Here is a 15,568-nt window from a genome sequence, read left to right on the forward strand (position 1 = left end):
CCCATTCAGGGAATCTTTCTGGTAATTCAGTATAGTTTTTGACCCGGGAGCGCGAGCGAACCGTGGCCAAGACGAATTGGCGGTCCTTGGTTAGATATGGCATAGTTATAGCCACTCCCGATGCCACTCACACCGGTTTTCTTCAAAATGCTTGTTTCAACCTGCCTCGCTATAGAAGTTGCGGCTGAAGTTCCGGCTGCATTTGTATTTGAAGGAAATACGATACTACTAACTTTATTCATGACAGCGGCACCTCCAGTAGCAAGTGTAAAACCTTCCACTGAAGGATTTTCCCTTGTTCCTGGAACTCCTAGTGCAGAAAGCGCCGGTTGGGTTATTACCTTATCAGCAATATACGAAGTTCCACCTGCGGAAGAACCAATAATATAGGGATTAGCGGTCAATACAGCCGCACCTACAGCCGCGTAGGCACCAGCAGCTCCTCCAACTGCACGGCCTCCAAATGTAACCGCACTGAACGGTTGACCTCCAATTATAACATCCATCCCTACATACCATCCTGTATTAACAACAGCGCCGATAACGCCAGGAACCCAAGCCACTTTCCCGCTCGGATCAGAATACAGAACAGGATTATTCTGAACGTACGTGTACCTGTTCATACTCTGGGGATTGGTATCAAAACCGGCGAAGGGATCCTTACTGATGAACCGTCCGGTTTCGGGATCATAATACCGTGATCTCAGGTAAATCAATCCGGTTTCAATATCCATCTGTTCCCCGGTGAACAGGAAATCGTTATCGGCACGGCCGGTGGTGAGAAGGGGCATACCAAATGCATCATACGAATACATGGCCCTTATAGTTCCCTTGCGGTCACTCAGGCTGCGTACGCTTCCGAGGCCGTCATACTGGTAATACATCTGTGCCTTGCGGGGATCGGTCATGGAGATACGGCCCAGGCCATACGAGTATAAGGCGGTTCCTTTTCCATCCGATTCGGAAAGGACCTGCGGCAGCCCCATGTTGACATCCCAGAGATATGATGTGGATTCAGTTTTACTACGGCTGGTTACGGATTTGTCGATACGGTTACCATCCCCGTCATAGGTAAAACGAATCACGGTGGTTTGGTTTGTCACTTTCGGGGAATTCTTGGGAGCACCGGTATTCTTCACGTTCTGGAAATCCTGGGAAGTATCTGTATTTTTGTCTTTCCCGGAATCTTCCGAGCCAGACATGCGGTGTCCTGAAGATTGCGACTGGGTTATTGTGCTCAGCCGGTTGGCAGCATCATATCCATAGGTTGTTGTTTTTCCCGCCGGTCCGGTCTTTTTGACAAGATTTCCATTGTTATCATACGCGTAAGAAGCCTTGCCCGTACTCAGTAACTGGTCGCCAGCATCGTAACTGTAGCTGGTTGTCGAGCTCATTTTTCCAATTTTTGAAACCATAATCAGGCGGTTGCCCATAGGATCGTACGTGTACGCAACGGTGTTCCCATAGGGATAGGTAACCTTGCTCAGGCGGTTAAGGTTGTCATATGCATAGGAGGTAACAAAGGACATGCCGCCTTTGGACTCCTTATCCTTCGGCTTTGGTGCGTCGGCTAATCCCGCATAGGGTTCATCAAGGCCCTGTTCCCGTAATTCCTTTGAGAATTCATAATCATACTTATCCTTGACCTGGACGCGGTTCCCGACCGCATCCAGTGTGTATTCATAACTGGAGACCATGCCGTGCGCGCCCTTGTTGGCCAGGGTGACCAGTCTGTTATTCTTATCGTAGCTGTATTCTGTCCTCGCCCCGTTGGGATACGTCATCTTTACCAGGTTGCTGTTCGCATCATATCCATAGCTTGTGACATTCCCTGACCAGTCGGTTACCCAGCTGAGCCTGTTAAGATCATCATATACGTACGAAACCACCTTGCCATCCGGATAGGTCATCCTGATGGTATTGCCAACTGCATTATAACCATAAGTTACCGTTTTGCCGCTGGGACTGGCAACGCTGGTGAGCTGGTTCAGGCTGTCATAAGCGTAACTCGTTGTCCCCAGACTGTCAGTCATCGATAACCGGTTGCCGATGGCATCGTAGGTATAGCCCACAGTGGTTGCATCAGCGTAGGCTATGCCCGTGAGCCGGTTCAGTGCATCATACGTGAACCCGGTGGTGTTTCCATTACCGTCCGTAACACTAATCGTATTACCGACTGCGTCGTAGCTGTTCCTTGAAATACGTCCTAAGGGGTCTGTGACGCTGCTCATCCGGTTCAGGCGATCGTAGGCATAGGTTGTTGTATGGCCGTTTGCATCGGTCATTGATGCCAGGTTATTCACTGTGTCGTAGGCATAATTCACAGCTCCGCCCGTGGCATCAGTGACAGTCGTGAGCTGGTCCATGGAATCGTATGAATACCTTGTCGTTCTCCCCAGGGCATCGGTAGTGCTGATCCGGTTGCCGGCACTGTCGTAGCTGATACTTGCGCTGTTACCAGACGGATCGACAACCGTCACCATGCGATCAAGTGCATCATAGCTGAACGAGCCGGTACCGTCTTTGGCATCAGTTAAGCCAGTCAGGCGCCCGACGCCATCATAGGAGAGCATGATTGTGTTGCCAAGGGCATCGGTGATGGCAGTCGGATTGCCGTTGTTGTCATACACGAGGCTTGTACCATGCCCGTTGGCATCAGTTCCGCTCACCAGCTGTCCGTATTGATCATACGTAAATGTGGAGACCGATCCCGCCGGATTGGTAACCGAGAGCAGATTGTTGTTCGCGTCATAGCTGAACGTTACCTGACGTCCCAGTGCATTTGTCGCGCTGACGAGATTGTTATTCGCATCGTAATTCAGTGTTGAGCTCTGTCCCAGCGGATCAATAACCTGGATTACATTTCCAACAGCATCGTAGGTGAACCCGACCGTGCGGTCGATAGCATCGGTTGCACTGATCCTGTTTCCATTATCATACGTGTACGAGATGGTATTTCCCAGATCATCAGTTTCACTAAGTTCCCAACCCCTGGTGTCAAAGGTGTAAATGTGCTTCCTTCCGAGAGGGTCGGTTTCGGTTGTCATCCGCTTATCGATATCGTAATTGTAGCTGTATACGGCGGCCATGGCGTTGCTCTGGCTGGTAACACGCCCATCTGCATCATAGATATTATGCATGGTGCTGCCACGGGGATTCGTTATCGAGGTCATCCGGTGCTTCTCATCATACGTATAGCTGAATTCCCCGCCCATGGCATCGGAAAAGCGGATCAGGTTGCCTTTTTCATCGTACGTATATCGTATGGTCCTGCCTATTGGATCGGTGATGGAAACGATCCGTCCTGCTGCATCGTATGTTAAGGTCAGCGCTCTCCCGGAGGAATCCGTCACTTTGGTCAGATAATTTCCGGTATACGTAAGACTTATCGTATTTCCATTGTTATCCACGATATCGATCAGTTGACCGGCAGGTGTGAAGTGATACGTAATGTGATTTTTCGTTTCAAGGGTATAGGAGCCATCAGCATTTCTCGCTAAATTATCAAAATTTCCTGGTGGTGGAGAATAGGTACCATCAGATTTACGGGTGTAAGTATCCACGCGGCCGTCCTCTCTTTTCACAAGTACATTTCCACTGCCGGCGATGACAGTCAGGTTCATGTTGTAATTGAACGTCCATCCGGAACCGAAAGCCGAGCTCGATGAATCCAGAGAATTGTAATAACGGTCAATGGTCAGGGGCAATCCGCGACCCGGGATGGACAGGTCCTGGTGCTGGTAAAAATAATTACCCGTTGCCAGGTTTATCGGCTCATAGGAATATGCGGAATAACGATTGGATGATGGTGAACCAAATAATGACTGTACATTTATGGATGGTAAACCCGACGAGGCTTCGAATACGTAATAGCATTGCGCATTACTTCCGGGAGGTGCCGGATATTGGGAGAAATCAAATATGTCACTATCTTTAATGGACCCATCAGGCAGCCGGACTGCGATCCGCCATGGTGAGCCATACCATCCACATACATCGACAATAACACATGTCACTCCACTCGGATCTGTCGGACGAAAAATTGGAATCCCATTGGCAACACCACTGAACCATCCCCAGGGTCCCATTCCTGCCCAGCCTGAATTTACTGGAGCGCGGATTTCCATGAGTCCCCTGTTAACGCCATCTCCAACACAGGAAGGGGATGCCGATGAGAAAGCTGCCATTCGTGCCTTGGGCGAAACCCGGGAGAGGCCACCTTGTGAAATAAGCGTCTCGTTATCGGGAGGAGGACTGCTCGCGAATCCGTATAGATTATCGGACCCGCTCGTTACGCTCATACTGCTGTTATTAATTGTGCCCGTACTACTGTCACCAGTTGCGTTCACGCTGCTATTCTCGGAATCTGCTGCCAATACTGGCGACATTGTGATTGTAAACATTGCAGAAATAATCAGGATACAGACAAATTGATGTAATTTTTTTCCAATCATGATATCTCCATCCAACCTAAAAACAACAACATCAATAAATAATTGTCATTATTATCGAATGTCATTCTGATTTTAGTTTTTATTAAATTAATGATTTAACAAAGAGGAATTTTTTTGAAAGATAATAAATATATCTAAATGAAATTCTGCATGCTTGGTGAGGGATGAAACGCCCTGGACCCACCCTTTGATAGAGAGAGCAGGCAGCCTCATGAGCGGAGCTGTGATAAGAATTCGAATTACGATGAGCGGCCGTCGTCCCGCGCCCGACCCTGCCCGCTTGTGCTGCGGTGGGGGCGTTGCCCAGGGTGGGGGGTACCCCCTCCCCCCATATCCCACAAATCGATCCAACCCTCCCACCCGCATGGGGGGGGAGGTCTCTAGGAGCCCCCTCCCCCCTCCGGCCCGGACCGGCCCCCCTTGCCATTTTCGCGTAACCCTCCCGCGGCCCCTTCACGCCGGAGCAGCACCCGGCCGTGCGGGCGGAGATGCGGGCAATAGTGCGTTCATACCATTTTTGAGGAGGGGGGGTATCCGGCATACCCCACCTCTTCAAATTTTTCCGGAGGGGGTGACCCCCCTCCCGTGATCAATGAGAAGGGAGGGGGGTACCCGCTGTTTTCTGGCATGCGGAAGTGCGGGGATCGACGGGGGATGTCCGGATTGTGCTGATGGGATGGCTATGGTGGGGGAGGGGGGGATGGGGCCGTTGCCGAAGGGAAGGATTTAGGTAATCAGAAATTTTGATTATTCGATCCAACCTAATACCTGATTAATGCCAAATAAGAAATATAAATATGATAAAACTGATTGTTTGGAGAGAGGGGAACATGCTTAATTAATTTTCAAGACACTCGCTATTCGTAATAATTGGGCGGTTTTTAAATCTACAAAATTCGAAAATATCGAAGAACATTGGGATTACCGGATTGTAAAAGGGAAAGAAATTAACGTGTTGAGTTAAAATCATCGAAGACGATTTGCCGAAATGATGAATTATTCAATTCGAACATGAAAATAACAAAAAATTACGGATTGATAAAATGTTAGATGCCTTTCTTAATCCTTCGGCAATTGCTTTCATCACCTCGCTCGGTGCACCTGCCGGTCTTTTTGCTGCTGAAGCCACGGGCACATTTGCCCAGTCGCTTGTTATTTCTGGAGCAACAAATGCCTTGACTGGTTTTTTTCAAAAGCGGCTTACCGCTGAAAAACTTCGGAATATCTATACAAATGCGGTCAAGAAGACACTAGCAGATGAGACTCTGACAATTGAACAACAAATACGTGAGCAGCTTTTCACATCAACTCTTTTTTTCGATGATTTCTCCCGGTTCATTGGAAAATTCAACCAGTTACACGAGTTGGCATTCAATAAGCGTAAAGAAGAAGCGAGTGCCGCATTCCGGGAATATGTCCGGTAAAAAGTTGATGATCTCCCTGACGAAGTCCTGGATAAACTCGTAGAGAATTTTTCGAAGAATGCTTTCGAAGTGATTGATAGGTGTATAAAAAAATCCCCTGAAGCATTTTTCCGGGAGGCAAAGGACACTCTCGACAGGAATGAAGCAGAACTTGAAAAAAATGCCAAGAACTCTCGAGAAATCAAGGCTAATCTTGAAACCATCAAGGCTACAGTTCTCGTTTTACAGCAATTCGCGCCAGAAATTCATGAGTTCAGGAAATACCTGTGCGATATTGATCGTAAAGTGGATGAAGTAAATAAAAAACTGGACGATATCAAGGGAGATATTAAAAATATCAGGGCAATCCTGGGAAAATCCGGGGAATATTCTCAACTGACAAAAGAACTGGCGGAACTCGAAGAAGCATACAATGCGATTCCTGATAGTAATAGTCAGGTACGAATCAGGATCAGTAAGCAGATTGAGAGCCAGAAGCAGGCAATTGAGGCATTCCGACAGGATGTACTCCGAATGGCAGAAACATTCAGCAAAATCACAATTGATAGTGAACGCCTTCGGCAGGCGCAGGCAGCGTTTGAAAGCGGTGATTTTAAACGCACGGGTGAACTGCTCAATGCAACGGATCTTGAATCCGATCAGGAACGCCTTCTTGCCCTGAAAGAAGAGCGCAGAAGAAAAAAGGACGAACTCGATAACCAGCTCCGCCACAATGCAACAGAATACCTGATCAAGGCCCAGGCAACTGAACTTGATTTATCGAATCCAAACCGGTTTGAGGAAACGAAAACTTATTATCTTCAATCCATCCGGAGCTGTGCATTTCACGACAATTTATTTGGTCTCGCTTACTATCATCAGAGATATAACCGGTTTGATGATGCAGAAGCCACGTATCTGCGAATTTTTTCTGAACTCGGGAATACGTTACCGCTAGAAAACCGTGCTTTGACTCTCAACAACCTTGCAATTTTACATAAAGCGAAAAACGAGTTCGGCAGAGCAGAAGACGAATTCTCGGAAGCGTTGACATTGTACCGGAACCTCGCCAATTCAAATCCATCCGTTTATCTGCTATATGTTGCAAAGACCCTCAACAACCTCGCGATTTTGCATGAGACAATAAATAAAACAGATCTGGCCGAACGTGAATTTGCTGAAGCACAAGCCATCCGGAAAGAAATAGAAAAAAACTGATTTACGATACTGTAGAGAATTATCCCCAGCCGTAGCTCTTTTTTTCAGGGAATTTCCAGACAGGAAGAACTCTATACTACTCTCCTCGAGGTTTTCGCAAACCAGTTGAACCAAGTCGAAGATTCGTCTTCGCCTCCTTTCTCCTACTCGTCCTTCCTGAAAGAACGGGAGTTCGAAGAACCCTTCGGGTTCTTCTCTTCCTCCAGGTCTGATGACCTGTCGGACCATGCTAACCACTAGCACACACCTTTATATCCAACCAGCTCCAACCCAATAAGCATGCAGGAAGAGTGCCACAGCATTCGTGAGGGTCTTTTCGCCCGTGAATGTCTTTATCTCAACTAGTCAGCCCTCTGTCCAATGCATGAACCGCATTTCTGAGAGATTGCCTGGCCACGGTACCGTCTGGTCCCGGGTCTCCGGCTTTTTTAGCAATTTTAGCGTTTATTACCGGTTTTATTACTGGTATTGATCAAGCCCTCTGGTTTGCACAACTCAACGCGTGTGAATGCAGGGGGAGGTGTTGTTGTTACTACTATGAGAGGAAAGGAAATCCGTCTGGAACGAATCATGAACCGCAATACGAAGAAGACCATCATCGTGCCCATGGATCACGGGGTCTCGGACGGCCCGATCCCCGGGCTCATCGACATGGGCCAGACCGTCAACCTGGTGGCGGACGGCGGGGCGAACGCGGTGATCGGGCACGTAGGCCTTGCGTTGCACGGCCACCGGCAGGGCGGCCGGGACATCGGGCTCATCCTGCATTTGTCGGGCAGCACGAAGCTTGCACCGGACCCGAACGAGAAGGTGCTCGTCAATACCGTGCAGAACGCCATCAAGATGGGGGCCGACGGGGTCTCGATGCACGTCAACATCGGGGCCGAGTCCGAGGCGCGGATGCTCGCGGACCTGGGATTGGTTGCCGTGGAGTGCATGGAGTGGGGAATGCCGCTCCTTGCGATGATGTACCCCCGGGGAAAGAACATCAAACAGGCAAACGACCTCGACCACGTCAAGCTCGCGACCCGGGTTGCAGCCGAGCTCGGGGCCGACATTGTCAAAACGGTCTATACGGGAGATCCGGAGAGCTTCCGTGAGGTCACCCGGGGCTGTCCGGTACCGGTCGTGGTGGCCGGAGGAAGTAAGACCGATGACCGCACAACATTGGAACTGATCGAAGGCGCGATGGCGGGCGGTGCTGCCGGGATCTCGATCGGCAGGAACGCCTTCCAGCACAAGAGCCCCGACAGGTTCGTGCGGGCAGCAGCATGTATCGTGCACCATAACAAGAGCGTAGAAGAAGCACTGGAAATTCTGAAGTGATTGACATGATTGGAAAGGACATCAGGATCGAACGGATAATGGACAGGAACACGGGAAGATCGGTCATCGTGCCGATGGACCACGGGTTTTCCATGGGACAGATTGACGGCCTCCTGGACATGACAAAAGTCATCTCGGAGGTGAGCGACGGGGGCGCAAACGCCATCGTGCTCCACAAGGGGCTCATCAAGCGCGGGCACCGCAGGCACGGCCGGGACATCGGGCTCATCATCCACCTCTCGGGCTCGACCTCGCTCAACCCGGACCCGAACGACAAGGTTCAGGTCTGCACGGTCGAAGAGGCCATTGCGCTCGGCGCTGACGCGGTCTCGATCCATATCAACCTCGGGGCCCCGAACGAGTCGAAGATGCTCGAGATCGGCGCGAAAGTAACAAGGGACTGCACCCGCTGGGGCATGCCGCTTTTGACCATGATCTACCCGCGGGGCAAGGGCATCGACCCGTTCTCCCCGCAGGCGGTGGGCCACGCGGTCAGGGTGGCTGAAGAGCTCGGCTCGGACATGATCAAGACCAACTACCCGGGCGATCCCGAGTCCTTCAAAAAGATCGTGAAGGCCTGCTCGGTCCCGGTCTTCATCGCGGGGGGCGAGAAGACGGGCGACCTCGATTCGCTGAAGATCATCCGCGACGCGGTCAGTGTCGGCGGCGCCGGTGTCTGCGTGGGGAGGAACGCGTTCCAGAGAAAGGACACGCAGGCCTTCGTCCATGCGCTCTGCCGTGTCGTGCACCACAATGTTGACCCGGCAAAAGCGCTGGAGCAGCACAAATGAAGCAGTTCTGGGTCGAGTGCCGGCCCTGGAACAAGGAAGTAGCGACAACGGCAATCGAGAGCGGGGCGGATGCAATCCTTGTGGACAAGGCAGAGGACGTGAAACGTCTCGGCCGGATCACGACCATCGCCCCGGACGGCGACATACAACCCGGAAAAGACATCGGCGAGTGCACGATCACAGACAAGGCAAGCGAGAACAAGGCGGCGGAAGCGGGAAAGCACAAGCCGGTCATCGTCACCACGAGCGACTGGACGGTCATCCCGCTCGAAAACCTCGTGGCGCAGTCCGACAAGATCGTGGCGCGGGTGAAGGATGCAAAGGAAGCGGCCCTTGCGCTCAACGTGCTGGAGAAGGGGACGTACGGCATCCTGCTCGCGACAGACAAACCGGCAGTAGTCAAGGAAGTCGCGGCCATGGTCAAAGCCGGCACCGGCAAAGTCGGGCTCGTGCCGTTCACGGTCACGAAGATCCATCCCGTGGGCATGGGCGACCGGGTCTGTGTGGACACCTGCTCGATCCTCTCCGATGGCGATGGCATGCTGATGGGGAACACCTCGTCCGCGATGCTCCTCGTCCATGCCGAGACGCTCGAGAACCCGTACGTTGCCCCGCGCCCGTTCCGCGTGAACGCCGGCGCAGTCCATGCGTACATCCTGCTCCCGGACGGGAAGACCGCGTACCTCTCCGACCTTGCGATCGGCGGGTCGGTGCTCGTATCCGGTGCTGATGGAAAAGCCCACTCCGCGATCATCGGCCGGACCAAGATCGAGCGAAGGCCGCTGCTCCTCGTGGAAGCAGCATCAGGAAAAGACAAGGTGAGCCTCATCCTTCAGAACGCCGAGACGATCCGGCTCGTGGGCGAGGATGGGAAGGCAATTTCTGTCGTCCAGCTGAAGACCGGCGACAAGATCCTCGGGACCGTGCTCGAAGGCGGCAGGCATTTTGGCATGGCGGTCAAAGAGACGATCCGCGAGAAATAACATGAAACTCGGAATCATCGGCGGCACCGGGAAGATGGGGAGGCTCTTTGTCCCGGTCTTTGAGCGGGCGGGCTTCGAGGTCCTCGTGTCGGGACGGAAAACCGCTCTGAAGAACGCGGACCTTGCAACGACCTGCGACATCGTGATCGTTTCGGTTCCCATTCACGATACCTGCCGCATCATCGCGGAGATCGCCCCGCTTATGAAAAAAGACCAGCTCCTCTGCGACTTCACATCGCTCAAGGTGAAGCCCGTGGAAGCCATGCTCGCGTCGAAGGCAGATGTCATCGGGCTCCACCCGATGTTCGGCCCCACGGTCAGCTCGATCAAAGGCCAGACCATCATCGCCTGCCCGGCCCGTGCCGGAAAAGCCCGGACCGGGTCCCTGCTAAAAGTCTTCCGGGACGAAGGCGCCACGTGCACCATTACGACGCCGGAGGACCACGACCGGATGGTTGCCGTTGTCCAGGGCCTCACGCACTATGTCACGCTCTGCATGGCCGACACCGTGCGGAGGCTGCGGATGGACATCCGCGCAACGCAGGCATTCACGAGCCCCGTGTACCAGATCGAGCTCTCGCTCATGGGCCGGCTCCTCTCCCAGGATCCCGCGCTCTACGCTGACATCCTCCAGCAGAACCCGTTCGTGCCGGACGTGCTTGCCGGGTGCCGGGCATCCGCAACCGAGCTTGCGGAAGTCGTGAACAGTAAGGATCCGGAACTCTTCCGCAGCTTCTTTGAGCGGAACAGCCGGCATCTCGGGAATTACTGCCAGGAAGGCCAGAAGATGACCGATACCCTGATTGACTGCATGGTGGAGAAATGAAGATCCTCACGCTCGGGCCCGAGGGGACCTTCTCGCACGAACTGGCGCTGAAGCTAAAAAAGAAAAAGGACGAGATCGTCCTCCTCCCCACCATCCGGAGCATCATGGCCGCGGTGGAACGTGGGGACGGCGAGGGGATCGTACCCATCGAGAACTCGGAAGCGGGCGGTGTCGGCGAGACGCAGGACGGCCTGGCACGGTCGCCACTTTTTATCACGGCAGAGATGTACCTGCCTGTCCACCACAACCTCGCCTCGCTGGTGTCAATGAAAAAGATGCGGGTGATCTATGCCCACCCGCAGACGCACGAGCAGTGCAGCGACAAGATCGAACAGTGGGGACTTCCGGTCATCCACACGAGCAGCAATGCATCGAGCGCCCGCGAGGCAAAAAAAACGCCCAATGCCGGCGCCATCCTCTCGGAGACGGCAGCAGCGATCTACAAGATGCCCGTTATCGTACGGAACACCGAGAACAGCAGGACCAACACCACGCGCTTTGTCCGGATCGCACGCGAGCCGGCCCGCGACAGAAGGCCGGAGAAGTGCAGCGTCTTAATCGACCCGAGCACCGACCGGTCCGGGCTCCTCCATGACCTGCTGGAAGTCTTTGCCTCCCGCGGGATCAACCTCTCGCGCATCGAGTCGCGGCCGTCAAAACGGGGGATCGGGAACTATGTCTTCTTCCTCGATCTTGCGTGGACGAAAAAAACTCCGGAAGCACTCGCTGCCTTAAAGGAGATCACGGAGATCAAAGAGCTCGGCTGCTACAAGAAGATCGAGGTAAAGCCATGAACAAGAGCGTGCAGCGGCACGGGAAGGTCGACCTCACCTTCGCCGCCCCGCCCTCGAAGAGCTTCACGCACCGGGCCCTGATCGCGGGAGCACTTGCCAGCGGGAAGACAACGATCTTCCGCCCGCTGGATGCCGAGGACACGCGGCTGACAGCAACGGCCCTCCGCCGCCTCGGGATAGCAATCGAAGAGCAGCCGAACCGGCTCATCGTCACCGGCTGCAACGGCGCGTTCAAAGACAAAAACCCAACAACCCTCGACCTCGACAACTCGGGAACCAGCCTCCGGCTCCTGACAACGCTCGCCCTGCTCTGCAACAACCCGGTCATTCTCACGGGCAGCGCACGGATGCAGGAGCGCCCGATCGGGCCACTCGCCGAGGCACTGCCCGCCATCGGGGGAACGGTCGGATTCCGGAACCAGCCGGGATACCCCCCGCTTGAAGTGAGCGGGAAGCTCCGCGGCGGCCCGGTCACCATCGACGGCTCGGTCAGCAGCCAGTTCATCTCCTCCATCCTCATGGCCGCTCCCTGCGCGGAGCAGGAGGTCGTTGTAACGATCCCGTCGCCCCCGGCATCGGCCTCGTACCTCGATATCACGCTCTCGGTGATGGAGGCATTCGGCGCAAAGGTCACACGGGACAGGTACGAGCAGTTCGCGGTCAGCAACCACCACCACTACACGGGACGGCGCTACGCGATTGAGGGCGATTACTCTTCGGCCTCGTATTTCTTTGCCATCGCAGCGCTCTGCGGCGGGAAGGTGACCGTCACAAAACTCGCCCCGGACTCCGTGCAGGGCGACCGGCGGTTCCTTGACGCTCTCGCGGCCATGGGCTGCAGGGTCATGTACGGGAAGGACGAGGCAACAGTCGAAAGTACCGGTGAGCTCAGCGGGATCACGTTCGATATGTCCGCATCGCCCGACACCGTCCAGACCCTCTGCATGGTTGCGGCCCGGGCAACGACCCCGACCACCATCACGGGAATCAGTCATTTAAAGTTCAAGGAAAGCGACCGTATCAATGGAACCGCGGAACGCCTCAGAGCGCTGGGCGGGGACGTGAGCGTGGATGATGATTCCATCACCATCCGCCCCGCACCGCTCCACGGGGGCACCATCGATCCCGCAAACGACCACCGGACCGCGATGAGCTTTGCCATCCTCGGGCTTGCTGTCGGCGGGATCGAGATCACGGGCGCGGAGTGCGTGAACAAGTCGTTCCCGGGGTTCTGGGACGCAATGCAGGACCTCATACCATGAGACGGATCGTGCTGACGGGCTACCGGGGCACCGGCAAGACCGAGATCGGGAAGCAGCTGGCGAAGATCTACGCAGTGCCGTTCATCGATACCGATGCCCTCATCGAGCAGAGGACCGGCCGGTCCATCCCTGACATCTTCCACGAGGACGGCGAAGAGCGCTTCCGCGACATCGAGCGTGAGGTGACTGCCTCACTCCCGGCAGCAGACGTGATTATCGGGACCGGCGGCGGAATCGTCACGGACCCGCGCAACATGGAAAACCTCCGGCGGGGCAGCACGGTCGTACTCCTCACCGCTGACATCGACACGATCGGGCGGCGTATCAACCACTCGTCCCGGCCACCGCTCACGGGCCTTCCCCTCCGAGAGGAGATCGCCGTCATGATGGACCGGCGGCGGCAGAACTATTACGCATCTTCCGATCTCTGCTTCGACACCAGCGACACCACCGCGGAGATCGCGGCAAAAAAGATTGCCGGACTGATCCAGGCGGGAACAGCAACCCCGGCAGCACGGACAGATGCGCTCGCGTTCTTCCGCAGCGGGAGGATTCCCGCACCCGCACTCCGACGGCTGGAGGAACTCCTGAACAACCCGCCATCTGATCCTCAGACCCGCATCCTCGGCGTTGCCGGCTACCCCTGCGCCCACAGCCGGGGCCCCACGCTCTTCAACGGCCTCTTTGCCGAGTACGGGCTCAACAACTTTTATACGCTCTTTGAGGACCCCGAACTCAGCCAGATCATGCAGGTAGCACGGGCAATCGATGCCAAAGGGCTCTCGGTCACCATCCCGTTCAAGCAGGACGTCATTGGCTATCTCGATGAAGTGGACGAGCACGCCGCTCAGCAGATCGGGGCCGTGAACACCGTGGTCTTTGCCTGCGGGAGCGCGATCGGGTACAACACGGACTGGCTCGGCATACGAAAGCCGCTCGTGGGCATGAAGGGTGCAAAGGTCGTGCTGCTCGGGGCCGGCGGCGTTGCATCGGCAGCAGCGTACGCACTAACGGATCTCAACATGGATGTCACCATCCTGAACCGCACGCCCGAACGGGCAAAGGAACTGGCAAAGCGCTTCGGCTGTCGCTGGGCTGCCTGGGACACGTTCGATACCATCAGGCCGGACCTTGTCGTGAACACAACCCCGCTTGGCATGGAGCCGGACACCCGGAGCCCGCTGAACGAAAGCCAGCTCTATCCCGATCTCACGGTCTACGACCTCGTGTACACGCCTCCCATCACCCCGCTCATCGAGATGGCGCGGGCGAAAGGCTGTACGACTATCACGGGCACCGGCCTCTTTCTGGAACAGGCAAAAGAGCAGTTCTACCTCTGGTTCGGGATCGATGTCCCCGATGAAACGATGAGGAAGTATCTCCCATGAACACCTTTGGAACCAATTTCCGCATCACCACGTTTGGCGAGAGCCACGGCGCTGCACTCGGCGTTGTCATTGACGGCTGCCCCCCGGGCATGACCCTTTCCGAATCGGATATCCAGCCGGCCCTTGACCGGAGAAAGCCGGGCACCTCCCCGCTGGTCTCGCCCCGGCAGGAGAGCGACAGGGTCGAGATCCTCTCCGGGGTCTTTGACGGGAAGACAACGGGCACGCCCATCGCCCTCCTCGTACGGAACCATGATGCGCACTCGCATGACTACGAAAAGATGAAGAATCTCTTCCGGCCGGGCCACGCAGATTTCACGTTCCAGCAGAAGTACGGGATCCGCGACTATCGCGGCGGTGGCAGGAGCTCCGGGCGCGAGACCATCGGGCGTGTCGCGGCCGGTGCAGTAGCGGAGAAATACCTCACATCACTGGGGATCACGATCAAGGGGCATGTCGTCTCCGTCCACGGAAAGACGGGAGCACAGGAGATCGAGTCCGAGATCCTTGCAGCAAAGAACGCAGGCGACTCGGTTGGCGGCATTGCCGAGATCACGGCAAAGGGCTGTCCCGCAGGACTTGGCGATCCGGTCTTTGGCAAACTCGATGCGGCCATCGCGGGCGCCATGATGGGTATCGGCGCCGTGAAAGGCGTGGAGATCGGGGCCGGCTTTGCCGTTGCGGGCCGGTTCGGCAGCGAGAACAACGACCCGATTACAAAGAGTGGGTTCCTCTCCAACAATGCCGGGGGCATCCTCGGGGGCATCTCATCGGGGCAGGAGATCGTTGTCCGCATCGCGGTGAAACCCACGGCTTCCATCGCCAAGCCCCAGAAGACGATCGATGCAGGCGGGAATGATGCTTCCATTACGGTAAAAGGCCGTCATGATCCCTGCATCGTCCCGCGGATCATCCCGGTGGCCGAGGCGATGCTCGCGCTGGTGCTTATCGATGCTGTGCTGGAGCAGAGGAAGTACCGGGAATAAGTAAAAAAATCATTTACGGTTTTTTTCTAGTAGTATTCTGACGCTCTTGGGGGCTCCGCCTTCGGCTCTGCCCCCGCCGCGTGGGCATCCCACGAATTGCGATGATGCCGTATTACCTTCATACAAATATGGAACAG

The 15,568-nt window shown here is 55.1% G+C and carries 11 protein-coding genes; 10 read left to right on the forward strand and 1 reads right to left on the reverse strand.

The window, feature by feature from the left end; all coding sequences use genetic code 11:
- Positions 1-26: 26 nt before the first annotated feature.
- Complete coding sequence (locus METFOR_RS07805; RefSeq protein WP_015285579.1) at positions 27-4,454, reverse strand: RHS repeat-associated core domain-containing protein; 4,428 nt, start codon at positions 4,452-4,454, stop codon at positions 27-29.
- 1,043 nt (positions 4,455-5,497) lie between these two features.
- Here METFOR_RS07805 and METFOR_RS07810 point away from each other — a divergent pair.
- The 10 genes from METFOR_RS07810 (at position 5,498) to aroC (ending at position 15,431) form a co-directional block, all read left to right on the forward strand.
- Positions 5,498-5,878, forward strand: a complete 381-nt coding sequence (locus METFOR_RS07810; protein WP_015285580.1) for a hypothetical protein — start codon at positions 5,498-5,500, stop codon at positions 5,876-5,878.
- Between the two features lie 69 nt (positions 5,879-5,947).
- Positions 5,948-7,075, forward strand: coding sequence for a tetratricopeptide repeat protein (locus tag METFOR_RS07815; protein WP_015285581.1), 1,128 nt, complete (start codon positions 5,948-5,950; stop codon positions 7,073-7,075).
- 537 nt (positions 7,076-7,612) lie between these two features.
- The gene (locus METFOR_RS07820) at positions 7,613-8,401 is read left to right on the forward strand and encodes a 2-amino-3,7-dideoxy-D-threo-hept-6-ulosonate synthase (RefSeq protein ID WP_015285582.1); all 789 of its coding nucleotides are present in this window, start codon (positions 7,613-7,615) and stop codon (positions 8,399-8,401) included.
- Positions 8,402-8,406: 5 nt separating this feature from the next.
- Complete coding sequence (locus METFOR_RS07825; protein ID WP_015285583.1) at positions 8,407-9,192, forward strand: 2-amino-3,7-dideoxy-D-threo-hept-6-ulosonate synthase; 786 nt, start codon at positions 8,407-8,409, stop codon at positions 9,190-9,192.
- On the forward strand, positions 9,189-10,175 hold the full coding sequence (locus METFOR_RS07830; RefSeq protein ID WP_015285584.1) for a 3-dehydroquinate synthase II: 987 nt from the start codon (positions 9,189-9,191) through the stop codon (positions 10,173-10,175). The genes METFOR_RS07825 and METFOR_RS07830 overlap by 4 nt, the downstream gene beginning before the upstream one ends.
- 1 nt (position 10,176) lies before the next feature.
- Positions 10,177-11,001 (forward strand): prephenate dehydrogenase/arogenate dehydrogenase family protein, encoded by an 825-nt coding sequence (locus METFOR_RS07835; protein WP_015285585.1) that lies wholly within the window; start codon positions 10,177-10,179, stop codon positions 10,999-11,001.
- Positions 10,998-11,795 (forward strand): prephenate dehydratase, encoded by a 798-nt coding sequence (locus METFOR_RS07840; protein ID WP_015285586.1) that lies wholly within the window; start codon positions 10,998-11,000, stop codon positions 11,793-11,795. Before METFOR_RS07835 ends, METFOR_RS07840 begins: the two co-directional genes overlap by 4 nt.
- Positions 11,792-13,057: a 3-phosphoshikimate 1-carboxyvinyltransferase gene (aroA, locus tag METFOR_RS07845; RefSeq protein WP_015285587.1), complete on the forward strand. Its 1,266-nt coding sequence runs from the start codon at positions 11,792-11,794 to the stop codon at positions 13,055-13,057. Before METFOR_RS07840 ends, aroA begins: the two co-directional genes overlap by 4 nt.
- The gene (aroE, locus tag METFOR_RS07850; protein WP_015285588.1) at positions 13,054-14,445 is read left to right on the forward strand and encodes a shikimate dehydrogenase; all 1,392 of its coding nucleotides are present in this window, start codon (positions 13,054-13,056) and stop codon (positions 14,443-14,445) included. The genes aroA and aroE overlap by 4 nt, the downstream gene beginning before the upstream one ends.
- Positions 14,442-15,431 (forward strand): chorismate synthase, encoded by a 990-nt coding sequence (gene aroC, locus METFOR_RS07855; protein WP_015285589.1) that lies wholly within the window; start codon positions 14,442-14,444, stop codon positions 15,429-15,431. Before aroE ends, aroC begins: the two co-directional genes overlap by 4 nt.
- Positions 15,432-15,568 lie beyond the last annotated feature (137 nt).

Origin of the sequence: Methanoregula formicica SMSP, assembly GCF_000327485.1 — an archaeon.
Taxonomy (GTDB): domain Archaea; phylum Halobacteriota; class Methanomicrobia; order Methanomicrobiales; family Methanospirillaceae; genus Methanoregula; species Methanoregula formicica.